17 protein-coding genes are annotated in these 26,003 nt (G+C 28.0%); 11 read left to right on the top strand and 6 right to left on the bottom strand.

All coding sequences use genetic code 4. The features are described from left to right. Positions 1 to 4,788, bottom strand: a 4,788-nt coding sequence (locus tag JXZ91_RS02550) for a hypothetical protein (protein WP_205851450.1), incomplete at its 3' end; no start/stop codon positions are given. A gap of 270 nt (positions 4,789 to 5,058) precedes the next feature. Between JXZ91_RS02550 and proS the strand changes: the two genes are divergently transcribed. The 3 genes from proS to JXZ91_RS02535 are packed head-to-tail and all read left to right on the top strand — an operon-like array spanning position 5,059 to position 7,626. Next, on the top strand, positions 5,059 to 6,492 hold the full coding sequence (proS, locus tag JXZ91_RS02545) for a proline--tRNA ligase (RefSeq protein ID WP_205851449.1): 1,434 nt from the start codon (positions 5,059 to 5,061) through the stop codon (positions 6,490 to 6,492). Between the two features lie 21 nt (positions 6,493 to 6,513). Continuing rightward, positions 6,514 to 6,813 carry a thioredoxin family protein gene (locus JXZ91_RS02540; protein WP_205851448.1) on the top strand — a complete coding sequence of 100 codons (300 nt, stop codon included), beginning with the start codon at positions 6,514 to 6,516 and terminating at the stop codon, positions 6,811 to 6,813. 6 nt (positions 6,814 to 6,819) lie between these two features. Beyond that, on the top strand, positions 6,820 to 7,626 hold the full coding sequence (locus tag JXZ91_RS02535; protein ID WP_205851447.1) for an HAD family hydrolase: 807 nt from the start codon (positions 6,820 to 6,822) through the stop codon (positions 7,624 to 7,626). Positions 7,627 to 7,664: 38 nt separating this feature from the next. Here JXZ91_RS02535 and JXZ91_RS03725 read toward each other — a convergent pair whose 3' ends face one another. Genes JXZ91_RS03725 through JXZ91_RS02515 form a run of 4 tightly spaced genes read right to left on the bottom strand, consistent with a single transcriptional unit; the run spans position 7,665 to position 12,992 of the window. Further along, positions 7,665 to 8,579: a DHH family phosphoesterase gene (locus JXZ91_RS03725; protein WP_205851446.1), complete on the bottom strand. Its 915-nt coding sequence runs from the start codon at positions 8,577 to 8,579 to the stop codon at positions 7,665 to 7,667. Then, on the bottom strand, positions 8,580 to 10,775 hold the full coding sequence (locus tag JXZ91_RS02525) for a PhnE/PtxC family ABC transporter permease (protein ID WP_205851445.1): 2,196 nt from the start codon (positions 10,773 to 10,775) through the stop codon (positions 8,580 to 8,582). Further along, positions 10,717 to 11,655, bottom strand: a complete 939-nt coding sequence (gene phnC / locus JXZ91_RS02520; protein WP_205851444.1) for a phosphonate ABC transporter ATP-binding protein — start codon at positions 11,653 to 11,655, stop codon at positions 10,717 to 10,719. The genes JXZ91_RS02525 and phnC overlap by 59 nt, the downstream gene beginning before the upstream one ends. A 23-nt stretch (positions 11,656 to 11,678) precedes the next feature. Beyond that, positions 11,679 to 12,992 (bottom strand): type 2 periplasmic-binding domain-containing protein, encoded by a 1,314-nt coding sequence (locus JXZ91_RS02515; RefSeq protein ID WP_205851443.1) that lies wholly within the window; start codon positions 12,990 to 12,992, stop codon positions 11,679 to 11,681. A gap of 499 nt (positions 12,993 to 13,491) precedes the next feature. On the opposite strand from JXZ91_RS02515, the gene JXZ91_RS02510 reads away from it, so the two are divergent. From JXZ91_RS02510 to gap, 8 genes are all read left to right on the top strand, one after another. Then, the gene (locus JXZ91_RS02510; protein ID WP_205851442.1) at positions 13,492 to 15,003 is read left to right on the top strand and encodes an MSC_0624 family F1-like ATPase-associated membrane protein; all 1,512 of its coding nucleotides are present in this window, start codon (positions 13,492 to 13,494) and stop codon (positions 15,001 to 15,003) included. Beyond that, a complete protein-coding gene (locus JXZ91_RS02505; RefSeq protein WP_205851441.1) occupies positions 14,990 to 15,493 on the top strand; it encodes a DUF2714 domain-containing protein in 504 nt (167 codons plus the stop codon). Before JXZ91_RS02510 ends, JXZ91_RS02505 begins: the two co-directional genes overlap by 14 nt. A 14-nt stretch (positions 15,494 to 15,507) precedes the next feature. Beyond that, positions 15,508 to 16,443 (top strand): MSC_0622 family F1-like ATPase gamma subunit, encoded by a 936-nt coding sequence (locus tag JXZ91_RS02500; RefSeq protein ID WP_205851440.1) that lies wholly within the window; start codon positions 15,508 to 15,510, stop codon positions 16,441 to 16,443. Continuing rightward, positions 16,430 to 16,906, top strand: coding sequence for an MSC_0621 family F1-like ATPase epsilon subunit (locus JXZ91_RS02495; RefSeq protein WP_205851439.1), 477 nt, complete (start codon positions 16,430 to 16,432; stop codon positions 16,904 to 16,906). Before JXZ91_RS02500 ends, JXZ91_RS02495 begins: the two co-directional genes overlap by 14 nt. Beyond that, entirely contained in the window at positions 16,906 to 19,032 is a 2,127-nt protein-coding gene (locus JXZ91_RS02490; RefSeq protein ID WP_205851438.1) for an MSC_0620 family F1-like ATPase-associated subunit, read from the top strand. Before JXZ91_RS02495 ends, JXZ91_RS02490 begins: the two co-directional genes overlap by 1 nt. Then, positions 19,032 to 20,861, top strand: coding sequence for an MSC_0619 family F1-like ATPase alpha subunit (locus tag JXZ91_RS02485; protein WP_241006275.1), 1,830 nt, complete (start codon positions 19,032 to 19,034; stop codon positions 20,859 to 20,861). The genes JXZ91_RS02490 and JXZ91_RS02485 overlap by 1 nt, the downstream gene beginning before the upstream one ends. Beyond that, complete coding sequence (locus JXZ91_RS02480; RefSeq protein ID WP_205851437.1) at positions 20,861 to 22,240, top strand: MSC_0618 family F1-like ATPase beta subunit; 1,380 nt, start codon at positions 20,861 to 20,863, stop codon at positions 22,238 to 22,240. The genes JXZ91_RS02485 and JXZ91_RS02480 overlap by 1 nt, the downstream gene beginning before the upstream one ends. 150 nt (positions 22,241 to 22,390) lie before the next feature. After that, the gene (gene gap / locus JXZ91_RS02475) at positions 22,391 to 23,392 is read left to right on the top strand and encodes a type I glyceraldehyde-3-phosphate dehydrogenase (protein ID WP_205851436.1); all 1,002 of its coding nucleotides are present in this window, start codon (positions 22,391 to 22,393) and stop codon (positions 23,390 to 23,392) included. Between the two features lie 45 nt (positions 23,393 to 23,437). Here gap and lon read toward each other — a convergent pair whose 3' ends face one another. Next, positions 23,438 to 25,954: an endopeptidase La gene (gene lon / locus JXZ91_RS02470; RefSeq protein WP_205851435.1), complete on the bottom strand. Its 2,517-nt coding sequence runs from the start codon at positions 25,952 to 25,954 to the stop codon at positions 23,438 to 23,440. Positions 25,955 to 26,003 lie beyond the last annotated feature (49 nt).

Below are 26,003 nucleotides of genomic sequence, written 5' to 3'. Positions count from 1 at the left end.
AGTGTTTTCTGGTTTGTTTTCAGTATTATGTTTTTGAATAGCAGATTTTAGTTCGGTGTCTAGTTCGGGTAAAATGCTATCCAATGAATCAATATTGCCTTTAGCACCATTAGCTTCATCACGTTTTTCTTCAAGGTTTTTAATAACTTCTTTTAAGTCTTTTTCTAAAGCGTCAACTCTAGCATCCTCACCCTTAGCTTTATCTAGATTTTCTTGTGTTTCAGTAATTTTGTCATCAATTGCTTTTTCTAAGTTTTCAGCTTTGGTTTCGTATTCTTTATATTTATTAGTAATAGCTAAAGCCTTGGCATCAGCTGCTTTTTGTCTTGCTGCTCTTAGTTTCTCTAAAGCTGCCGCTAATTTAGTTGAATCCTCACCAGCATCATTTGCTTCTGTAAATGCCTCATTTTTAGCAGTTTCAGCTTCAGTATATTTAGTTTCAGTAGCTTGTTTTTTAGTATCTCTATCATTTGTTTTAGTTGTTTTAAGAGTGGTTGCTTGATCTAAAGTGTTTTTTAGTGCTTCTAATTTTTCAGGGACTGAAACTTTGTTTTTGTATTCATCTTTATTATATTTATCATAAACGGCTTTAGCTTTAGTAATTTCATCTTCAAATTTTGGTAGTTCTGTAGTTAGTTCATCAACTCCATCTTTTGAATTTAGACTATTAATAGCATTTTTTAATGCTGTAGTTGCACTATCAATTTCTTTAGCTATAGTATCATCTAATTTATTATTGATTTCAGTTAATTTATCAGTTACTTCTTTTGCTTTATCTTCAGCTTGTTTAGCTGAATCAGCATCACCTTTTTCTTCAGCTTTTTGTTTTGCTTCTTCTAAAGCTTCCTTAGCTTTTTCTAAATCTTCTTTAGCTTCATCTAGTTTAGTTTTATCAGTACCAGCTTCATCTGCTTTTTTAATAGCGTCTTCTGCTTGTTTTAAAGCATCATCTAATTTATCTTTAACTTCTTTTTCATTATCTGCTTGTTTTTGTTTTAAGTTAGCTATAAATGCATCTATATCTTTTAATTCATCTTTTAGATTATCTAAAGCTGTCTTAAGTTCGCCAACAGCTTGGTTAATAGGTATATTATGTTCATCATATTTACCTTGAGAAGTAGTTTTTTGGGCTTCTAAAGCAACAATAGCTTTTTTAAGCTCATCAATATTATTAATATTATCAGTTGCATGTTTTTTAGCATTAGCTAAATCATTTTTAGCTTTTTCCAATTCTGTTTTAACTTTATTAATTCTATTGATTTCAGCATTTAGCTTTTGGTCAACTTCTTCTTTTTTAGATTTAACATCATCTAATAAAACCTTAGCTTTATCAGTTTGAGCTTTGTATTTTTTAGTCTCAATTTCTTTAACTAAAGTGTCTAGTTTAGTTTCTAAGTCACCTAATTCTGTTAATGAAGTTTGTAAGTCAGTTGCTTTATTATTAGCAATAGCATTGTCAGCTTTTTGAATAGCTTCTTGAGTTTTTTGTTCTAGTTCTTTAACTTTGTTTTCAATTTCTTCTTTAGCTTGTTTAATTTGTTGTTTTTGAGTTGTAACTAAATTATTAGCATCATCATAAGCTGATTTGAAAGCATCATATTCATTTTTTGCATTTTTGGTTTTATCGTCTTCTGAAATGTTAACTAGATTTTGAACTTCGGCTAGTTTTGATTCTAAAGCATCTAGTGCAGTTTGTCTATCATCTAAACCAACTGCCTTATTTAAGGCCTCAGTTAATTGTTTTAAAGCATCTTTAGCACCGCTTAATTTTTGTTTTAGTTGAGCAATTCTTTGTCTTTCTTGTTCTGCAGCTGTTTCTAGTGCTGATTTTTGATTTCTAGCTTCAGTTAGTTTAGCTGTAATATCAGTTTTTAAAGTGTTAACTTCAGCTTTAGGTTCATCAAATTTAATTTCATCAAGTTTTTGTAGTAATTTTTCAATATCTGTTTTATTTTTTTCTAAAGCTGCTATTGATTTTTCTACTTCTGCCAAATTGTTTTTGTTAGCATCATAATTGTTTGAGTTTTCTTCAAAAGATTTTTTAATAGTCTCAAGCTGTTGTTTAGCATCATTTCTTTCTTGATCAATTTGATTTTTGTGAGCTAAAATATCTGCCTGTTTTTGCTCAGCAGTTTTGATTTTATTTTCTAGGTTTTTAAACTCAGCCTTAAAATTATCTTTTTTAGGCTCTAGTTCATTTTTGGTATTATTAGCAGCTTCTAAAGCAGTATTTATTTTATTTAATGCATCAGTTGCTTTAGCTAAATTATGTTCATTTGCTGGCTTTAGAGCTTCATCTACTTCGTTTATAGCCTCATCTAAACCTTGGATAGCATTAGTTATTTTTTGCTTATTACTTGCTAAGTCCTCAGCTTCTTTAGCTTTTACTTTATTATCTAGAGCTTGTTTGGTTTGTTCAGCATCTTGTAGTTTTTGTTTTAAATCCTTAGCTTCATCTTCTAAATTACTATCTTTAGCTTTTTGAATAGCTTCTTTAGCTTTTTCAATTGCTTTATTTAAGGGATCTTGAGCTGCTTTAAGTTTATCTAAATCATCACCTTTTAAGGCTTCTTTAGCAGCTTCATTAGCTTTATCAAGTTCTGTAGTAGCATTAAGGATTTCAGTTTTAATTTCTTGTTCTTTATTTTCAATTTTTTCAATTGCTTCAGCTGCTTTATTTAAAGCCTCTTGAGCAGCTTCGATTTTATCTTTTAAGGTTTTATTATCATCATTAAGTTTAGGTTCATCTTTATTTTTATCATATAAATCTTGAGCATTTTTTATTTCCTGTTCAAGAGTATTTTTAGCATTAACTATATCTGATTTATTAGAAGAATTTAGAACACCTTCAACATCTTGAGTTTTTTGTTCTAGATCTTCAATTTGTTTTTTAATTTTGTCTTTTTCAGCGGCAATTTGTTGTTCTTTTAGTTCAACTGCTGCTTTTCGATCTTCAATTAGAGTAGTTTTAGCATTAATTTCAGCAATTTTATCTGTAATTTTTTTAGTGCTTGCAGCATCACCTGCTTTTTCTGTTTCTTTTTTAGCGTCTTCTAATTTTGTTTTAGCGCTTGCTAATTTTCCAAGAACTTCAGTTAATTTTGCTTTATCTTCACTATTTTTATTATTTTCAGCTTCTTCTAAAGCATTATCTGCTTGTTGAATTGCTTCTTGAACGATTCGGTCTAGTGCATCTTTGGCATCTTTTAGTGCCTGTAATCTAGCTTTAGATTCAGTTTGTTCTTTTATAGCTGCTTTTAGAGCATCTTTGAATGTATCAAATTCCGTTTTAAATGAATCTTTAGATCTATCGCTTGAAAGAGTAGTTTCTAGCTCTTTTGAAGTTGTAATTAAAGCGCCTAAAGCTGCTAGTTTAGATTCTAATGTTGGAATATCAGAAGCGTCTTTAGTTTCTTTTGCTAGTTTATTAAGGCTAGTAGTTTTTGAACTTAGATCATCTTTAATTGCTTTAACTCTATTTTGTTCTTCTTGTAGCTTTTGGTTTATAGCTTCTAGAACTTTTTTAGCTTCGTTTACTTCTAATTCTAATTTTAGTTTTAGGTCATCTAATTTAGCTTTAGCTAGTTTTTTATCTAATTCAACAGCTTTAGCTAAGACTTCATCTAACTTAGCTTTAGCTAAAGTTAGCTCACTTAAAGAATTAGCTTTATTAGCTAATTGAATTACTTCTTTGATTTCTTTAATTAGAGTTTCGACTTCTGTAGCTAATTGTTGAGCTTCTAGTTCTTTAGCTTGTTTTTTACCATCTAATTTATTTTTTTGCGCTTCTAATTTAGCTAAAGATTCATCAATAGATTTTTTAATGTCAGCCAAGTTAAGTTCATTTGCACGTTTTGAATTTTCTTTTCCGGGTGTAGCTAGACTTTCAATTTCTTCAAGAGCTTTTTTAAGTTCATCTAAAGAATCAGCAGCATCTGTTTCTGTAATTAAAGTGTCCACTTGTTGTTTAAATCTATCAGCAAACTCTTTTAGAGCTTCTTTTTCTTGTTCAAGTGTTTGAGCTTTAAGTTTATCTTCTAGTTTTTTAATAGTTTCATTTGCTTTATCAATAGCTTGCTTTAGTTCATTAGCTTCACTAAAAGCACCAAAATCTTTTAATTTTGGTTCTAATTTTTGTGATATATCTACTAATGATTTAAGTTCTTTAATTAGACTTTCAAATTCTGCTTTGGTGTTAGCTTTAGAAGCTTTATCAACTGCCTTATTAATTTTTTCAATTAAAGTTTTGGCTTCTTTTTTGATTTTTTCTAGATCTTTAATTTTATCTTTTTGCTTTTCTTTAGCAGCTGCTAAAGCATCTTTAGCTTCTTTAACAATTCCTTTAAGTAAATCTTTATCTTTTTGAAGTTCAACTTTTTTAGTGTCACTTTTTAAAGTCTTAATGCTTCTATCTAAAATCAGATCTAATTCTTCGCCAATTGCAATGTGCTTTTCTAGTTTTTTAATTTGATCTTCTAAATCTTCTAAACTTAAATTCTTATTGACGTTAGTAATACCAGTTTTTAGAGCTTTAACCAACTTTTGGATATAATCTCTAAGTTTTTTGTATTGTTCATCAACGTTAGCATCTCAAGTACTAGCTTCGCCATGTTCTTGATCTTTAATGTCAACAATAACATCTGGTTTGTCTTTATTATAGATGCTAGGTTTAGATTTTTTGCCATACTTAGCATATATAATACCAGCTACAGCTGCAGAAACAACTAGCACACTGGCCGTTGCTCCTACAATAATAGCTGTTTTCTTTTTCTTAATTGAGTTATTCATAAAACCTCTTTTTAGTTGTATTTAAAATAATGCTTAATTATACCCAATTTCATATATATATATATATATTGGTGTTTTTAGAGGTTTTTTAATGATTTTGGGGCACTTTTGGGGATGTTTTGATAAAAAACTTACACTTTTGTAAAAAAAAGTAAATATATGAAAAATAAAAAAGTCCACTTTAATGAATAAAAATCCATATATTTACATTAATTTCATTAAATTTAATTTAAGTTTAAAAATACGCAAAAAAAGTTAAAATAATAAAGTATGAAAAAGCTAGAAAAAATTACATTGCAAAAAGACAATTTTGCCAAATGGTATACCGATGTTATTCAAAATGGCGACCTTATGTCATATGGTTCTTCTAAAGGTTCAATAATTTTTAAACCTTTATCTTTTGGTATATGAGATAACATAAGATTACAACTAGATAAACGTTTTAAAAAACTTGGTGTTCAAAATGTTAATTTACCACTATTAATTCCTGAAGAATTATTAAATAGAGAAAAAAGTCATGTCAAAGGATTTAATCCTGAACTGGCAACAGTGACCGAAGTTGGTGGAAAAAAACTAAATGAGAAGTTTTTTATAAGACCTACTAGTGAAGTGTTGTTTGGAGACTTTTTTAAAAATGAAATTGAATCATATAATGATTTACCATTAATATATAATCAATGAGTTAATGTTCTACGTTGAGAAAAAACAACTAATCCTTTTTTGAGAACTAGAGAATTTTTATGACAGGAAGGTCATACAATTCATGCAACAGATAAAGAAGCTCAAGATTTAACTAAACAAATGCTTGAAACATATGTTAATTTTGTAGAAGAATATTTAGCAATTCCGGTTATTAAAGGACAAAAAACAGAACATGAAAAATTCGCTGGTGCTGAATATACACTCACAATTGAAGCAATGATGAAAGATGGTAAGGCTTTACAATCTGGAACAAGTCATTATTTAGGTCAAAATTTTACAAAAGCATTTGATATTACTTTTAAAAATAAGAAAAATAAATTAATAAATGCTTATGGTACATCTTGAGGAGTTTCAACTAGACTTTTAGGTGCCCTAATAATGACACATGGCGATGATAGGGGAATTATAATACCTCCAAAAATTGCTCCATGTCAGGTAGATATAATTGAACTTTTTGCTTCAAAAAGCGAAAATGTTCATATTCAAGCTTTAAAAATTAAAGAAGAATTAATTAAGCAAAATATTGAACTAAAAATTGATGATTCAGATAAAGGACCAGGTTTTAAAGCTGCTAATTCTGAAATTCATGGAACACCTTTAAGAATTGAAATAGGACCTAGAGACTTAGAAAAAAACCAAGTTTTAGCAGTAAGAAGAGATACATTAGAAAAAATATATATCCCAATAAATGAAATTACCTCAGAAGTTACAAAATTATTAGATGATATTCAAAATAACTTGTTAAATCAAGCAAGAAAAAGATTAATGTCCAATATTTATGAAGTTGATAATTATGAAGATTTTAAGAAAAATATTGCAGAAGGACATTGAGTAATAACTAAGTTTGATGGAAATGGTGATGATGAAGTTAAAATAAAAGAAGAAACCGGAGCTTCTAGCCGTTGTATACCTATAGATTTAGATTTTAAATTGGAGGCTAATAAATGCTTTTATACAAAGCGCAATACAGATAGAATTGTAATTTTTGCTAAAGCATATTAATAAAAATTAAGGAGAAAAAATATGTATAAAAAAATAACAAATAAAGAATTAAATAACCAACATTTAGAAGGAAAAGCAATTTTAGCTTTCAGAGCAGTATGATGTCCTCCATGTCAAATGATAGGTCCAGAATTAGAAAGATTAGCTAGCGAACACAAAGATATTAATGTTTTTGATTTAGATGTAGACCAAAACACAGAATTTGCTAGAGAAATGAATGTCCAAAGTATTCCAACATTATTTTACTATGTTGATGGTAAGGTAGTAGATTCAACTATGGGCTACTTGCCGATGGATGAAATATTAACTAAATTTAAGTAGATTTTTATGATAGATTTTATTCCCAAAGCCTATTTTAGCGACCTTGATGGAACACTTTTAGATCTTCCTAAAAAACCAGAAAAAATAAGTAAAGAAAATTTGGAAATAGCACTAAGAATGAACGATGAAGGCAAACCCTTTATTCTTGCAACAGGGCGTTATCCTTCAGAATTTGTTTTGGACTTAGCCAAAAAAATAAATTCTAAATATGTAATTTGTCAAAATGGTGGATTAATTGTTGACAACAATGGAAATGTTTTAATTAAACATGAAATTAAAAAAGACGAAGTAATGTCGATAATTGAAATATTAAAGCAAAAGAAACTATTTTTTATTTTTAATAGTGGGGACACTATTTATGGTACAGCTGCAAAATTAAGATTTTTTAGACCATGAGTAAAGCATTTGGTTCAAAAAACTTATTCAGAAATTCCACAAATAACTAATTCAACCAAAATTATTACTTTTGGTACTTCAAAAAGAGGAATTAGAAAGTTAGTTAATCAACTAGAAGAAAAATTTAAAACTATTTCATTGCATATTGTTTCTAGAGGATATGCCATTGAAATAAATAGCATTAATGCCACCAAAGGTAAAGCAATTGATTATGTATCTAGATTATTAGACATAGATCCAAAACAAACTGTTCACTTTGGAGATTCGGGCAATGATACATCAGTAATACCATATGTAGGCGCTTTTGTAGCTATGAAAAATTCTTTAAAAAATATTAAAATTCAATCCAAATGAGTTGCTGGTTCATATAAAAAATATGGAGTTGCTAAGGCAATCAAATTAATTGAAAAAATTTAGAAAAATAATCGCACCAGTTTATAAGCTGATGCGAATTTTTATTCATTTATTTTATTTAAAACTTCGTTAATATTTTTAATATCCTTTTGAATAAAACCGGAAGAATTGAAATGACCCCCGCCGCCAAAATAAGAGGCAATCTTAGAAACATCAAATATTGTTTTTGAACGTATCTCGCATCTATAATCACCTTGTTTTCTTTTTAAATAAGCAAGAGAAACTTCAGTATTAACTAAATCAACAAATTTAGCTACTAATGGTCTAACAATATCATTTGAAACTATATCTTCGACAATAATATAAGAGACAATTCCTTTTGTATTGATATTTTTTAAAGAATTAAAAATTATGTTATTTTCTTCAGTGTTTAGTTGCATGTTTTTAATTAAAGAAGCATAATTTAAGCCATTTTTTAATAAAAACGCCATATTTTCAAAAGTCTTAAAATCAATGTTTCTTTCTTTAAAATATTCTGTATCAGTAATTATAGCTATTGCTAAACCTTCTAAAACTTTAGAATTAGTTTTAAGATTAAGTTCTTTTATCATATCAACTATTAATTGTCCAGTAGCTGGTCAATAATCTCCGCCGATTTCAAACAACCATTTTCCTTCAAATGGATGGTGGTCAATTTTTAAAGCTTCTTGTGTATTTACTCTTGAATCAAAAATTCTAGATTTTGTAGAAGTATCTACAACTATTTTTAAGGAATTATTGAAAAAACTATCTTCTACTAAATCGATTTTATCTTCTATTAAAAATAATAAATTACGAGGATAATCTCCACCAGAAATTTTAACTTCTTTATTATCGGCATTTAATTCAATTAAATGTTTTAGTGCTATTGCTGAACCTAATGTATCACCATCTGGTTCTACATGAGTACAAAGAGTTATTTTATTATGGCTATTAATGTATTCTCAAAATTTTGTAAATTTATCTTTTAAGTTCATTTATATTGCTACTGACTTTCTTTCGAAGTAATTATCAATTGCCATTCTTGCTGATTTAGATGCCTCTTTGTGTTTGATAATAAGATTTTTGGTATTTACTAAATTAGATTTAGTTAGTTTATATGTCTTCCAATAAATTTCATTTATTTCTTTGCTAATTTGACGAACTAAATCTTTATACATTTGCAAATAAGTTTTTTTATTATTTTTTAAAGATTGATAAATCTCATCTGTTGGAATTTGTTTGTTTTGTTCAAAGTAATTTAAAAGAAATAGCTTGTGGTAATTATGTTTGGCTAAAATGTATTTAGCATTTCTAACTTCATAGGTAAAGTTTTCATTAATAATTTGACTTACAGCTAGTGCTTTAGTAAACATTCTTCTTTTAATAATCTTCTTAAATCAAACATCTTGACTAAAGAAGTAACCAGTCATTAATTTTGATCGAATAATATTTGATATTTGTTCAATAATTAATAAAACTACAATACTAAAAATTAAATATGAAGATAATAAATTTCAATTATTTGGGTCATTTGAGAATGTGTTAATTTGGAATCCAAAATCACTAGCTCCTACTGCTCCGATAACAACTGTACTTTTAAAGTTAATTTCAACACGATACATGAAGTTTGAAAGTGCTTGTGGCATTATAGATTTAAGTACGATAAATTTAACTTTTTGAAATCATGTAGCACCAAGAGAATCAAGTGATTGAAATACCTTATTAGGAATTTTTTCAGTTGATTCCATTATTAATTTACCTAACATTCCAATTGAATGAATTCCTAGAGCTAAAACCCCGGCAAATAGCTTAGAATCTTTAGATAAGATTATAAATAATAAGGCAAATGTAAATGCCGGAATTGCTCGTATTACAATAATTACTAGTTTAAATATATATGAAAAATATTTGGTTATATTTTTAGCAGCCAATATACCGATAAAGAAAGCAAATATTAAACCTATTAATGAAGAAGCAAAAGCCACCATTAAAGCTTCAAAACCTAGAGGAAATACACCTGTTTTAGAGCCCTTTCAAGCGCCTTGGAATAAACTTCATTCAGGTTTAAATAATTTTGGAAAACCTTGCTTAAATTGTGATATTTTTACAGAGTTTCCTACCTCTCATTCAATCTGTGTTAAAGAAGCAATAACTAAACTTACTACAAAAATAATAATGAATATTTTAAATATATACATTTTTGATTTTTGTTCTTTAAGTTGCTTTAGTTGTTCTTTATATGGCAATTTGTCATCAATTTTAGGGTGTTTTTGTGAATATTCTAAAATATATTTTTTAATTAAGAAATTAAGTGTTTCGATAAGAATCATTAAAGCAATTAATGTTCACAGTGCTATGGACATGTGAGAAAAATTGGCTTCAGTTGCATATTGGTCACTTAGTAATTGACCTATTGTCGAAATTCCAACAATTGATAAAATTGCAGCAAATCTAACTACCATTTCAAATGAATAAAATCCATAAGAAACAATTCTTTTTATTAAATATGGATAAATAGCATTTTTAAAAGCTAATGTTTTTGTATTTCCAATAGCTTGCGCACCTTGATAAGCACTAGTGTCATATGTATCGAGATCCTCATATAATCATTTAGTCATTATTGAGCATACAAATATCGAAATTGATATAGTTGCAGCAATACCTTTTGAAAATAAGAAAAAGAATATAAAAGCAAAAACAATTGGAGGTATAGCTCTAATTATTGACATTATTGCTCTGAAAGGATAATATACTAATTTATTCTTAATAAAATTCTTAGAACTTAAAAGTGCTAGAGGCACCGAAAAAAGAATACCAAGAATTGTGCCCAGTACGGAATAGGAAATTGTAGTTCAGAGATATTCTAAACTTCGAATAAAAGTTTCTTGAGGAGTAAAAGTAGATGCTCCTATAGAAATGGTTTTATTTAAATCAAAAAAGTGTGCTATTTGTTTTCAAAATTTAGTTCAATTTTGAAAATCAGGTCTAGTAAAAATTATTACACCAATAATAAGTGCAAAAATTACAATAGAACCAATAATCTTATCTCATGGAAACTTTTTAGTAACTTTTTGATTATCAATATCAGTAAATTTTGGATTGAAATAATTAATAAAAGATTCAAAATTAATTTTATTTTTTAGATTTTTTTCGCTTTTGGTTTGAGCTTTCTTCACTTTTTGATTGTTCATTTAATTCTTTCATTTTTTGAATTTTTTCAATTATTTCATTTTGAATTATTTGTCTTTTACGACGGTTTTCTTTGAATTGTTCTTCATCGAATTGTTCTAGTTTTTCACCATAAATTTCTTTAAGTTTATCTAGGTCAACCTTATCTCAAGTATCATTAAAAATGATACGACCTTTTTTAACACCAACAATTCTATCGGCATATTGCAAGGCTAAGTCTACGTGGTGTAAGTTAGCAACGATAGTAATTTTTTCCATTTGATTAGCTAATAAAAAACCATCCATAACGCTTTTAGCCATAATAGGGTCCAAAGCACCTACAGGTTCATCAGCTAAAATAATTTTAGGTTTTTGAGCTAGAGTTCTAGCTAGCGCCACACGTTGCATTTGCCCACCACTTAGATCCTTGGCTAAATCATAAGCATTTTCTAAAATGTTCACTTTGGCAAGTGATTGATATGCCAAATCAATATCACTTTTACTATAGATGCCAAAAAGAGCTCTGAATTTATTCATTTGTGGAAGTCTAGCGGAAAGTACATTTTGCAAAACTGTAATATTTTCAACTAAATTATAGTTTTGAAAAATCATTCCAACTTTTGTTCTAAATTTTCTTAGTTCAGCGCCTTTTAAATTATTAACCTCATATGGTCCCACTTTCAGTGTGCCTGAGGTAATGCCGCTTATCTTATTAACTGTTTTAATTAATGTTGTTTTACCAGCTCCAGATAGTCCAATTATCGCAACAAACTCCCCTTGTTTAATAGAAAGATTGACTTCCGTCAATCCTTTTGTTCCATTTGGGTAAACTTTTGAAGCGTTTTGTCAGACTATGTCTCAATCTTTGTTTAAATCAATTTTGTCTAAATTTTTGGATTTCATTTTTATAACCAAAATTTAGTTAATTATTTAAGGAAACTCTTAAAGCCCTTAAAGTGTTTTTTAAATCATTGTTCTGGGTAGGTAAATGAAGCAGCTGATGTTGTTGATGTATATCCATATATAATATGTTTTGCTACATCATTTCATTCTAATTTTCAATCTGAACCTTGTTCTTTTAAAGCTTTGGTTACAATTTTGTAGATCTCAGAATCCTTACGAGCATAAATATATGAACGATAGAAACCAACTTTTGGTAAATCTACATTTTTGGTTTTTGCTTCTTGGGCAATTGCATCAATAACATCTTTAAGTTCTTTTGGATATCCTTTTGCTATTTTACTTGGGTTTTTTGTACCGTCTTTATTAATATATAATGAATTATTATTAAAAATTTTGTATTGATTCATAGCTTCAACTAATAATTTTTCATCAGTGAATTTTGGAGATGAAGGATTAGCAATTGAACTATATGGGTCAATTATTTGTACATCACGACCTGCCTGTAAAATAAACATTGAATCTCCTGATTCTCTTGCTCATGTATCAACAGGTAAGAAAGCAACGTCAGTTGAAGATGCTTTCAAGGCTGCTGCAGCAGCATTATAAGACGTTGAAACTGAAATGTCAATATTACTTAATTTTTTTGTATCTTTAAAATATTTTGAAAGTTTTTCAGTAGCGTTTTGTACTAATGTAGCATCTGAAGAAGGTATGAATAACACTTTTAATGTTTTTGAATCTTTTACTTGTGTGTGAGTTTTGGTGGTTGCATCATATTGAATGTATTCACTAGCACCAGTTGGTTTAGTTTTATAAGCTTTCTTTTTATTACCATTAATATCAAATGCAATTTCAGCATTTTCATCAACAACACTATATGCATCGTGATTATAAATTTTAAAAATACTTTGAATTTTTCCTTTTGAATCTTTATATGTTAATTCTCCTGGTTCTGTTGCTTTAGCATCTGTTAAATCCTTGGCTTCTTTGGCGGCTTTAGCAACTGTTTCTGAAAATAGTGCTTGTAAAGCTGAAATATCACCTTTTTTAAGGTCATGTCTTACTTGAATACCGTCATTTGAAATATATTGTGTAGCTCCGATAACTACTAGGTCATCAGCTTTATCTTTAGCGTAAAATCTAGCATCTGATCATGCTCCTGCTACTGTGATGGTTTTATTAGCCAATTTTAGCATTTGGTCTGCATATCCAGCAGTTTTTTGTGTTTCAATTGAAACTGTTCCACATTTAGCTGCAATTAGTCCTAATGGAATAGGTGCAATAGCTGCTGTTAGAATAGTAGGGATTAAAAATCTCTTTTTATTTGATAATTTCATATTTTTTATTTCTTTCTCCTATATAAATTTAATCTTTGTTTTTATAGCAAAAATTATATATTGGGAATAAAAAAAAGCCAAAATTGTTACTTAATTGAAACAATTTGGCAAATGAAATTTTTGTTTTCATTTTTGGCTAAATTATTATACACAAAAAAACTGCTTTTTTGTTTTCATTTTTATAAGCAATGAGCGACTTTATAATTAATAAACAACAAGTTTTATTTCATAAACTTTATTCTTCTTTTTTGGTATAATTTCGTGTTTTATAATTATGTTTTTAATCTGAATATATTCATTTGGATTGAAGAAAATTAATTTAATTAAAATGCTAAAATTTTTTATTTTTTTAAATAAATGCCCGTTTTTGTACCCTTTTTATTAAAAAACTGTTCTAAATTGTCTAAAAAAATACAATAAAATATTATTTTCATTAAAATTTACGTAATTAAAAAAATAAAACTTTTTAAAAAAAATATTTTGAAATTAAGGAGAAAAAATGAAATCCAGTGCGGATGTAAGCAAGACTAGAATCTTTAATGATTACAATCCTTTTTTTCTTGGTCGAAAAAATAACTTGACCGTTAGAATTTATAAATGAATTTTACTATCATTGTTGGTAGTTGGTTTATTGATGGTTCTAATGTTTATCCAGGAAACCTTTTTTGCTAGAAAAATGTTCAGTGATTGAACTGTTTTAGATTTCTTAAGATTTGATAGTGCGGAAAACAAACAACGAAATGTGTTGATTTTGCTGCGCTTTGGCATATTAACTTTTGTATTTATATATGCAATTTGAAGGAACTATGTAAATATATACTTTCAAAAGGAAGCAATTAAAAAGTATTGACCATGATTTACTAGCTACTTAGTAATGTCAATTACTGCTTTCATACTATTATTTACCTTTTATAGTTCTGAACCAAGTAGAATTGCATATTTATTTTTCATTTTAATACCACTATTTGTACTAAATTTAGCTTATTCTATTTTTAACTACAAATTGAAGAAAAAAACAGATCCAAATTCACATAACAACAAAATTTCACTAATTGTTGGTTTAGTATCACAGTTTTTATTAATTGCAGTTGTAATTATTGGAATTTTAATGTGAGTTTGAAGTGCAAATTCAAAAACTGCAACCAATGAGATGTTATTTGTTAACAATGCATTTTATAACTTTATAAGACAATTAGTAAATGGAGAACAATCAGGTTCGATGTTTATTATATTTGCCTTTGTATTGTTTGTTTTATCAATTGTTATTGGTTCAAACTCAAATACAATTTCATTCTTGGCATTTAAGCAAAATAAACAAGAATACTTTAAGAGCTCAATCTTATTTACAATTACAATCTTTGTAGCTATTATTGCTTGAACAATAAGAATACTAACTATCAAAATAGATAACACTTCAGTTTTAGGTAAAAGTTTAAATAACTACTATTACTTATTTGAAATTCTATTTGCAACAATTATAGTTACTTTATATATGCTATTCCAATTTTTAAATCGTCTAAAATCTAATAGTCATATTATTAACACTGTAAATCTAACTTTTGCACAAGCAATATTATGAGGTTCTTTATTATTAGTGACAACTATGAGCAAGAATAATGATTTTGTTAATTTAATAAATCTATTCTTTGTATCGGTATCATCATTTGTAATTATTGCTTCATATTTCTTTAAAACTTTAAACTACAACTTAGTACTTTCAAGTTTTCTAAAGTTTGGCATTATTGTTATTGTTTTAGCAATTGTAGTTTTCAATATAAACCACATTATGCTAGCAAACAATAATAAGACTTTCCAAATTATAAATTCAAGTTTAGAATTTACACAGTTCTTTACATTAATAGCTTCAGTAGTATGAATTCTATTTCTATTAGGTTCAACAATTTGACTATTGCTAGTTGCTAATAAAATTACATTCTTTAAAAATAAGGTTAAAAAGAACATGAGATTTTCTGAAATTGAAGAGGGGGTGATCATAGATGAAAAAGAATAAAAAAATAAGTCAAGAATTATTTGATGTTTATGCAGAATATAAGGAAGCTAAAACAAAAGAAAATTTAACAACATATAACCAATTAGTTACTTCAGCATTATTTAAAAACAATTTAGGTTTCCAAAGTGAACTATATTTAAGATTTTTAGATTTATTAAATGAAGCAATGAATAAAAAATATGACATCGTTTTTGAAAAATTTGTTGTGACTTTCAATTTAAATCTTAAGTTTAGTCAAACTGTTATGGTACCTATGATTTCAAATGTTGAATCATCAAATACTGAAGCAGTTAATTTTAAAGACTCAACTAAGAGTGATACATATAATCAATTCTTATTAGATTTAAATGAAGAAATTGCTAAAGCATTAAACGCTGGACACTATGTTGAAATAATTCCTGAAATATTAATTTACATTTCGCCTAATACAAATGAAATTAAACTTTTATTTAGCGAAAATATTGTTGTTCCATTAACAGAGACTAAATAAAAGCGAGGTATTTTATGTATTTAAAAACTTTAGAAAAAAAACTATCTAACCTTAAACATATTAGAATGAAAGTTAATAATGACCGAAGTGTGCTTTTGATTTCAATTATGAAAATGACAAAGCAATTACGTTTCTATATTAATGATGCAGTGTTAAACAAGAAGCTTATTACTTCTTTAAACCAAAAATATGATTTAAACGATTCTGTTATTGGATCGGAACTTAAATTTTTAGACGGAAACATCCACACTAAAAAACGTAAAGTAAAACCTTTTAATAAAGAAAGACAAATCTGGATTTATTTAACTGAAGAACAAAAATATTCAACAGACTCATATTCTAGATATGAAGAAAAAATTCTAGAAATGACAAACAAAATTAAAGTGGACTTTATTACTATCGGTGAACAAGCCGCAGAATTCTGTAAGAAAAATAAATTTAATATTTTGTTCGGATTTAAAAACGAAGATGCAAATTTAAAATTTGCTTCTAAACTAGTTCAAGTTATTAGAGCTTTATATGTAGAATCTAATTACACAAAAGTATTTTTTGTAATTAATACTAATAAGAGTTACAACGAACCATTTCAAATTCTTCCAATTCAACAATTTAATTTAACAAGATTAGCAAATATTGATGAATCTAAAAACGTGGTAGATTTAACTAAGTTTAAGATTTATCCTAACATTGAAGAATTTATCGATGCTCAAATTAACATATTTTTAGAAAACTCAATTCACTCATTAATAATTGAATCTTCGTTTTATAATGCTAAAACAGGTTTAGTAATAGCAAATAAATCAATCAACAAATTAGATGACTCAATTACAAAGCTAAAGAAAAAATTAAGATTAATAAAACAAGAAAATCAAATTGAAGAAATTGTTATGTTAACAAGAAAAATGTCAACAGATTTAGATGATATAGGAGACAGTGATGAGCAAATATAGTGAAAAAAGCTTCGATATTCAAATTAACTTTTTAGCTGATAAACCGTTTATTTTAAAAAAGGGCTTAATTTACATTAATTTGAATAGCGAAAACTTATGAGAATTAATTGATAATGAATCAATAGCTAGTTATCCTAACACTATTATTAAAATTGTTGATTTGGTTAATGACGAAACTTGATTTATGTTTTTAACCAACGCAAGTATTTTTGTTGATGAAGATAAAATTGAAATTAATACATTTTCAAAATTCAATCGTTATGTAACTATGGATGTTAAAAAACCAAAATCTGCTGAAATTCTTAAAGCTGTTACTAAAGAAATTGAATATTTTGGTGCAAAACAAAACTTTGGACTGGACTTTAATCAATTTGCTTGATTAAATAAACTAAAAAAAGAACAATATGCACAAAAAATGATTGTTTTACTTAAATTACAAAAAGCAGAAAGGGAGTGAAGATAATGTCTAAAAAACTAAAATTATTTTTATCACTTTCAAGTGCTTCAGTTATTATTGCGCCAACAATTTCATTAGTTAGTGCTAAACCAAAAGAAGTTGACCCAAAATTTGACACTTACTTAGCTAAAGCTAAAGAAGAAACAAAGAAAGCGGTTGAGAAAGCTGTAGAAAATGCGATTAAATTTTTAGAAACCAAACTTGAAGAAGCTAAAAAAGCTTTAGCGACACTTGACCCAAGTAATGCTAGTGAAGTTCAAGCCAGATATTTCTATTTTGAAAAAATTACAAACTTCTATAAAACTAATAAAAATGACATTATAACTAATCCTTCAAAATATGGGGTTCACACCGAATTGCCATTTGTAATTTCACAAGATAAAGATTTACAAGTTATTAAACTGACTTATAAAGGTAGAGTGTATGAAAACGTTAAGATCGGTGTAAGTAGACTTGCTGCTTATGAAGCCGAACTTAAAAAACATGATGATAAAGTCCAAATCGAAAAAATTAAAGTAATTAAAAACACTTTAACAGAAGCAGAATTTAATCTTTCATTAAAAAAATATACCGATAGTTTAGTTGAAAATTTTAATAATATGATTTATCAACAGGCTGATGTACCTAAGTATGAATGAAAAATTTCACTTAAATGAAATCCTGCAACTCAAAAAATTGAAACCGAAATTAAAGCTGAATGAAAATTACCTGAAGGTTTCACTACTTGAGAAGATCATTTCAAAAAAACATTAACTCCAAGATTTAATGAATTTGATATAACACACAGTAAAGAAACAGAATTTGTTCAAGAGGAAGATGAAGATCCTGAAAAACCAGAACATATTCCTTTAGTTCCTGGCGATAAACCAAAACCTATTGAAAGAGATGATATTGACGCATTGCCACCATTGGCTCCATTAGTAAGATCAGCGAACTTAAAACTTAGTGTAGCTGAATTAATTGCGCAATTTAATAAATTAAAATCAGAGGGTAAATTAGCAGATGCAAATAAATTATTTATATTTAATAACCCTGTTAATACTCGATACATATATGAAATTGAGGAATTAAAAGACAGTTCCGGAGCACTAAGTGCTAAAATCAAAATTTCTGATAGTGTTAAAACTAAGAAAAAAAGATTTTATAACACAATTGTAGAACTAAATTCAGCGGATGATTATGTAAAAGATAGACTGATTTTAGAAAACCAAATCGAAGAAATTCAAAGAGTATTTAAAAAGTTCTTTGTTTCATTAGATTTAGATGAAAAAATTGATTATGACCATTTAGGTAATGACAACCTTCAAGAAACAGTATTTACAATGGTTGAAATTGCTGGTAAATTAATTAATTCTGACAAAGAAGGTGTAGATTTTAGAAACACTTGACAATTAGATCGTAAAAATCTAAGAGCAGAATTGAATAGTGCTTCAACTGACAGCGTTATTCAAAAAGCAAAAGATAACATAAAAGATTTATTTATATTAAGCTTGCTTAACTCTGTTGTAAATCTAAATTACAAAGTGGGTGACAAAAAAGTTGAAGAATCACACCGTTACTGAGATTCAGTTACTAAAGCTTATGAAAAAGTTTTAGACCAATTCAAAGATTCAATATTTAAAAATAGAGCGATTATTGAAAATAATTTCAAATCAAATAAACTTAAATCAAGAACACTAGAAAACTTATTTGAAAAAGTTAAAAGAGATTTACTAAAACTTAGAGGTGAATCAGTTGAAAAAAACCCAATTAGTGTAGATGCTTGATATAACAGATATTTAAGTTTAGTTAAAGAAATCAAACACGAATTTAATGTGTTAAGAGATCTTGCAACAATTAAAAAAGCTGATGATACAGACAAAAAAGAAAACAAAAAATTTCTTGATGCAAACGCTGCAGCTAACAAAGTAATTAAAGATAGTAATTTTGCTCAAAGTAACTTAAGAAAAATATTAGGTTCAGTATTAATGGCTATAGGAGCACTAAGTACCTTAATCTCATTAATATCAATGCTAGCAAAATTAAAAACAAATAAAAAACGTAAAGTATTAATAATTTATATAGTAATTTTAGCTATATCGCTTGCTCTATTAGCATCAGGTATAACATTATTTGTTTTAGGAATTAATTAATGAAAGGAAGAAAAATGCCTAAAGAAAAAGAAAAGAAAATTATTTCTGAAGAAGTTGTTCAAACTACAACAACAAGAAAATATGCAATTGGTGCTAAAAAACCAATTACTACAGTTAAGAAAGAAGTTATTAAGCCTGCCTTATATGTGAAATTAAAGGGTATTGGTTCAGAAGAAGAAACTAAAGAAAAGAAAACCAAAACCACTAAAGCAACTAAGGCTGCTAAAGTGATTAAGGCTAAAAAAACAGAAACCAAGGCTACAAAATCAACTGTTGCTGAAAAAACTGTTAAGACAAAAAGAACAACCAAATCTTCAAACCCTCAAGTAGTATCTATTTTTGATTACATTGTTAAAGTTGAAGGAGATTTTGCTTATGAACAAAAACAAATGTTTGTTTTAGCTAAGGATCCTCAAGTTAAATTCTTATTAATTAGTGCTACTAAAGACTCAGCTTTCTTATTATCTAATGCCAGAAGCTCAAAAATTGGTGATGAAGTTGTTTTAGTTAAATCAAAAACAGATGTTCGCACATCTTCACAATACTACGGAAAAATTATTAACATCTATGGTGATATTGTTTTACCACAAAGAATGGAAGTTAATTTATCTGAAGACTTACCTTCAAGTCCAATATTTAAGACTGCTAGCCATTTAATGTCTGTTAAAACATTAAACGAACAACTTTATACAGGTATCACAATTGTTGACTTATTAATCCCAGTTGGAAAAGGTCAACGTGAATTAATCATTGGTGATAGACAAACTGGTAAAACTCACATTGCACTTAATTCAATAATTAATGCAAGTAAAAACGGTATTAAATCTGTTTATGTTGCTATTGGACAAAAAAGAGAATCAGTATCAAGAGTTTACAAAGTTCTAGAAGAACATGGAGCACTAAAAAATACTATTATTTTATATGCACCAGGTACAAACGTTTACGAACAATACTTGTCACCATATATTGGTATGGCACATGCCGAAAATATATCTAAAGATGATGACGTTTTAATAATATTTGATGACTTAACAAAACACGCAAACATATTTAGAGAAATTGCTTTATTAACAAACAAACCTGTTGGTAAAGAAGCTATGCCTGGAAATATGTTCTTTGCTCACTCATCATTACTTGAAAGAGCGGGTTCATTCGAACATCACAAAACTATTACTGCATTACCAATTGTTCAAACAATTGACGGAGATATTACAAGTTTAATTTCTTCAAATACAATTTCAATTACTGACGGTCAAATTGTTACAAGTTCTGAACTATTTTCAGCTGGTAATTTACCTGCTATTGATATTGATTTATCAGTTTCAAGAACTGGTTCAATGGTTCAAAGTAGAACAATGACAAAAGTTGCTGCAGATATTGGTAAAACATACCGTAAATATAAACAGCACTTAAAATTAGCAATGTTAGACTATGACTTTAATGAAGAAACTACACAATTACTATACAAAGGTAAGATGATTGATAAAATGTTCTTACAAAGAGGTTTTTCTCTTTATTCACAAAGATTTTTATTATTAATGTCAAAACTAATTTCATGAAATATTTTAAGTGGAATTAAGGACGAACAAAAAGCATTAGAATTTTTAAATGTTCTAATTGATACTAACGAAGAAGCACATAAAGCATTTGAAACTATTAGAGATACAGCAGATTATGATGACAATATTATGCGTGGATATTTTGCATATGCACTTCAACAATATTCAAATTATGTTAATTTAGGATGAGTAATTAAGCTTGATCACAAATATGTTAATTTTGAAGATTCTTATTTAGAAGAATTAGCAAAAACTTTAGGAGATAAATAATGACTGGAACAATTAGTAAATTTTGAGCAGATATTGTTGAAATAGAATTCAAAAAAGGTAACTTACCAAAAGTTGACCAACTATTAACCTTACATAATGGCACAAGCTTCTTATTAGTAAAAAGAATTATTGATAGCACTACTGTTAGAGCTATTGTAATTAACACAAGTAAAGACATTAATATTGATGATGAAGTAAAAAGTACAGAACAAAGTTTTATGGTTCCTGTAGGACGTAGTTCAAAAAATAATATTTATAACTTCTGAGGTGAACCTCAATTACCTGTTACAGGGGCAAATATTAAAAAAGTTGAGATGAACTCAACAATTAATACAACAAAATTCTTAGATGACAAATTAGAAATTGTTGAAACAGGTATTAAGGCTATTGACTTCTTTATTCCTATTATTAAAGGATACAAACTAGGTATCTTTGGAGGTGCTGGAGTTGGTAAAACTGTTTTAATGAAAGAAATCATTTTTAACGTTAATCGTAAAAATGAAAAAACATCAAATATTTTCATTGGTTCAGGTGAACGTTCACGTGAAGCTATTGAATTATTTAATGAGCTAAAAGATTCAGATTTAATGAAAAACTCAGTAATGTATATTTCAAAAATGAACGAATCTCCAGGTGCTCGTATGTCTATAGTTCCAATTGGTGTAACTGCAGCTGAATACTTAAGAGACACTGAAAGAGAAGACGTTTTATTATTCATTGATAACATGTACCGTTTTGTACAAGCTGAAAACGAAGTTAGTGCTTCATTAGGTAAAAGACCTTCTATTGGTGGTTACCAATCAACTCTAGAAAGCGACGTTGCCAAAGTTGAAGACCGTATGTTTAAAAACGAAAATGGTTCAATTACTTCTTTCCAAACAATATTCTTACCTATGGATGACTTGAGTGATCCATCAGCTGTAGCAATATTCAACCACTTAGATGGAAACCTAGTTCTTTCAAGAGCACAAACAGCTAAAAACTTATTCCCTGCTTTTGATCCACTTGCTAGTTCATCTAACTCTGTTGACGAAAACATAATCGGTAAAAGACATTTCAATGCCATAATTGAAGCTAAAAAAGTTTTAAATGCATACAAAAACTTAGAAGATGTTATTTTAATTCTTGGTTTTGATGAATTGGATGCTGACAGTAAAATCACTGTTAAAAAAGCATTACAACTTGAAAACTTCTTTACTCAAAACTTCTTTATGACTGAACAATTTACAAAAGCTCCAGGTTCATATGTTCCTTTAGAAGAAACAGTTGAAAGTGTTATAAGAATTTTAGAAGGTAAATATATTAAACAAAGTCCTGATATATTCTCATATGTTGGTTCAAACCTAGACATCCCTACAGATGAAGAATTAGGCTTATAATTTAATCACGAAAGATGCAAAACAAACTATGCATCTTTTTATTTATGCTTAGGTGCTCTAAAGCCTTATTTTTAGCGTTTTAGGTGTATAATTTATGTATTATTTAAACTAAGAAATTAATAAAAAAATTAATTTTACAATGGAGAAAATATGAAAGCAAAAATAGCTATTAATGGTTTTGGAAGAATAGGTCGTCTTATTTTTAGACAAATATGAGATGACAAAAATATTGAAATTGTTGGAATAAACGATTTAACGGATGCTAAAACATTAGCACACTTACTAAAATATGACACAGCTCATGGTGTTTTTGCACCTAAAGTTACAAGTAAAGATAATGCAATATTAGTTGATGGAAAAGAGTTTCCTATATTTAGTGAAAAAGATCCATCTAATTTACCTTGACAATCTTTAGAAGTTGATGTGGTTGTTGAAGGAACTGGTAGATTTTTAACAACAGAATTAGCAGGTCTACATATTAAAGCAGGAGCTAAAAAAGTTTTAATTACCGCACCTTCAAAAAGTCCTGAAGTTAAAACAATTGTATATTCAGTTAATGAAAACATTTTAACAAAAGATGATGTAATTGTCTCAGGAGCTTCATGTACAACAAACTGTCTAGCACCTGTTTTAAATGTAATGGAAAACAAATTTGGAATTGTTAAAGGATATATGACTACAATTCATGCTTACACAGCAGATCAAAGATTACAAGATGCACCGCACTCTGATTTAAGAAGAGCAAGAGCAGCAGCTTCAAATATGATACCTACTACAACGGGTGCTGCTAAATCAATTGGTAAAGTAATTCCAAGTCTAAATGGTAAACTTAATGGTATAGCTCTAAGAGTACCTACAATTACAGGTTCAATTATTGATTTAACAATTGAACTAAAAAAAGATACTACAGCACAAGAAATTAACAAAGCAATAAAAGATAATGCTTCAGAGTCTTTAGTATATACAGATGAACCAATTGTTTCAAGTGATATAATCGGTTCTAGCGCTGGTTCAATTTTTGATTCATTACTAACACAAGTTTTAGAAGTAGATGGCAAAAAATTATATAAACTATATGCTTGATATGATAACGAAGCATCATTTGTACATCAATATATAAGAACCTTAAAACACTTAGTTAATTTGAAATAATTAAGATCTAAAAAATACTCGCAAGCACGAGTATTTTTTTGTCTATTATTTTCTAAAAATTTCATTAAATATTTCTTCATAATATTTAACAGGTACAAAAGTAACCTCTTTTTTAACTTCTTCAGGAACATCAATTAGGTTCTTTTTATTTTCAAATGGAATAAAAATCTTTTTAATTCCATATTGACAAGCTGCTAATGATTTTTCTTTTAAACCACCGATAGGCAACACTTTACCTCTTAGTGTAATCTCTCCCGTCATACCAATATTAGCTGGGACTTTTTTATTTGAAAGTGCACTTATAATAGAAGTAGTAAATGTTACACCTGCTGAAGGACCATCCTTTGGAATCGCACCTGCAGGAACGTGAATATGAATTGCATTATTTTCAAAATCAAAATCAATTCCAAACTTAGTGGCATTAGCTCTTACATAAGCTAATGCAATTTGAGCAGATTCTTTCATAACATCTTTAAGATGCCCTGTAAGCTTTAAACCTTCTTTTCCCGGGAATTTAGTTACTTCAATTGCTAATGTTGAACCACCAAAACTAGTATATGCTAAACCATTAACTACACCAACTTGGTCCTTATTTTCATTTTCATCATCTTCAAATTTAATTGGACCTAAAAATTCAATTGCAATTTCCTTGGTAACTTCAAAACTATTTTTAACTTCCTTGTCAAGAATTTTAACAACAATTTTACGAGCAATATTATCAAGAATTCTTTTTAATTCACGCACTCCACTTTCTCTTGTGTATGAACGAATTATAAATTCTAAAACACTGTCTGATAATTTGATTTGCTCTGGTTTTAAGGCATTTTGTGATATAACTTTTGGCATTAAATGGCTTTTAGCTATTTCTAATTTTTCACGTGTTGTATATGTTGATAATTCTAGTAATTCCACACGATCTATTAAAGGGGCAGGAATTGAATCATAACTATTGGCTGTAGCTATAAATAGAACCTTAGATAAATCATATTCTAAATCTAAATAATGATCTTGGAAATTAGCATTTTGTTCTGGATCTAAAACTTCAAGCATTGCGCTAGTTGGATCTCCTCTAAAATCCGAAGACATTTTATCTATTTCATCCAACAAGATAACAGGGTTAGATACACCTGCTTTTTTAATAGCTGAAATAATTTTTCCTGGCATAGCACCAACATAAGTTCTTCTATGTCCCCTTATTTCACTTTCATCTTTTACACCACCTAAAGAAACTTTAATAAATTTTCTTTTTAGAGCTTCAGCAATTGATTTAGCCAGTGTGGTTTTACCAGTACCTGGAGGACCTATTAATGTTAAAATAGGAATATTATTAACAGGATTGTTAAATGTGTCGCCAGTTTTATTTACAAAAAGTTTATTGTCAATAAAGTGCTCATCATCGCCCTTAATAGGACTATATTCATTTTCAGGGTTTTGAGCTTTAGTATGTGTTAAAACTGAAATAAATTCTAAAATTCTTTCTTTTGGTTTTTCTAGACCGAAGTGATGTTTATCTAGTATTTCTCTTACGTAATTGATGTCTATAAGTTCCTTGCTCACTTTTCTTCAAGGTAATTTTAAAATCAATTCAATAAAGGTTTTAGAAACATTAGCTTCTGGACTTGAAGCCATCATGCCCGCTAATCTTGCTTGTTCTACTCTAAGTGCTTCTAAAACATATTTAGGATATCTCTTGCTTTGTTCAGGGTCATTTTCTAAAGCATCAGCATTTTCACCCTTTTCATCACTTAGCATACTTCTTAGATGCTTCATTTTCTCTCTTAGTAAGAAATCTCTTTGAGAATTTTCCATTTCCTCATTTAGTTTCTTATTAAGTTCCATATCAACTTGGTTAGATGTTATTCTTAGTGACATTATTTTGGTTAGACCATTAATAATTTCTTCACCAGATAATGGAAATAAACTTAGTAGTTCTTCTTTAGTATAAAGCTTTCTATTTTTTTGAATGACATCTCAAATATGAATATCTGCCATTTGTGCAAAATCTTCATTATTATAATCTTCAAAAATATATCCAAGTTGTTCAAAGTTTTTAAAATTAATTTCGGTAGGCTTTTCTGGCATTATAATACCAAAGCCCTTGCCTTTAGCACTTTCTTTGTGTTCGATTGTCTTAAGTTTTAAAAGGTCTAATGATTTTTTGAAACTTTCGATATTAAATTCTTTTTGTTTCTTAACCGGTTCATATTCTAAATATAAATAAGGATTATTGTCGCTAAATTCTTCTTTTTCATTTTTAAGAACTAATTTCTTAATTTTAATTGGTTCTTTGGTGTCAAATGTAAGCTTATAAACACCTGATTCTGAAGATGTTTTTTGTATTACAGCAATTACCCCATATTCTTCCAATTGTGAAGAATCATTTATTGTATCATCATTAAAGTGTTTTTCTTTAATGAATGTAAAAGCAATTTTTCTTTTATTAGAAGTTGCTGCCATTGCAACTTCCATAGCCATAATTGAATTAGGTTTACCAACTCTGATATTATCAAAGTCATGTGGTAAAACAATTTGTTTTTTTATTGGTATAAATGGTAATTTCATTTTATCTCTTTTCTATGTTTGAATTTTATTGCAAATTTATTATTAAATC

Source organism: Mycoplasma enhydrae, assembly GCF_017116825.1.
GTDB classification, from domain to species: domain Bacteria; phylum Bacillota_I; class Bacilli_A; order Mycoplasmatales; family Metamycoplasmataceae; genus Metamycoplasma; species Metamycoplasma enhydrae.
This window is presented reverse-complemented; position numbering and strand designations above follow the sequence as displayed.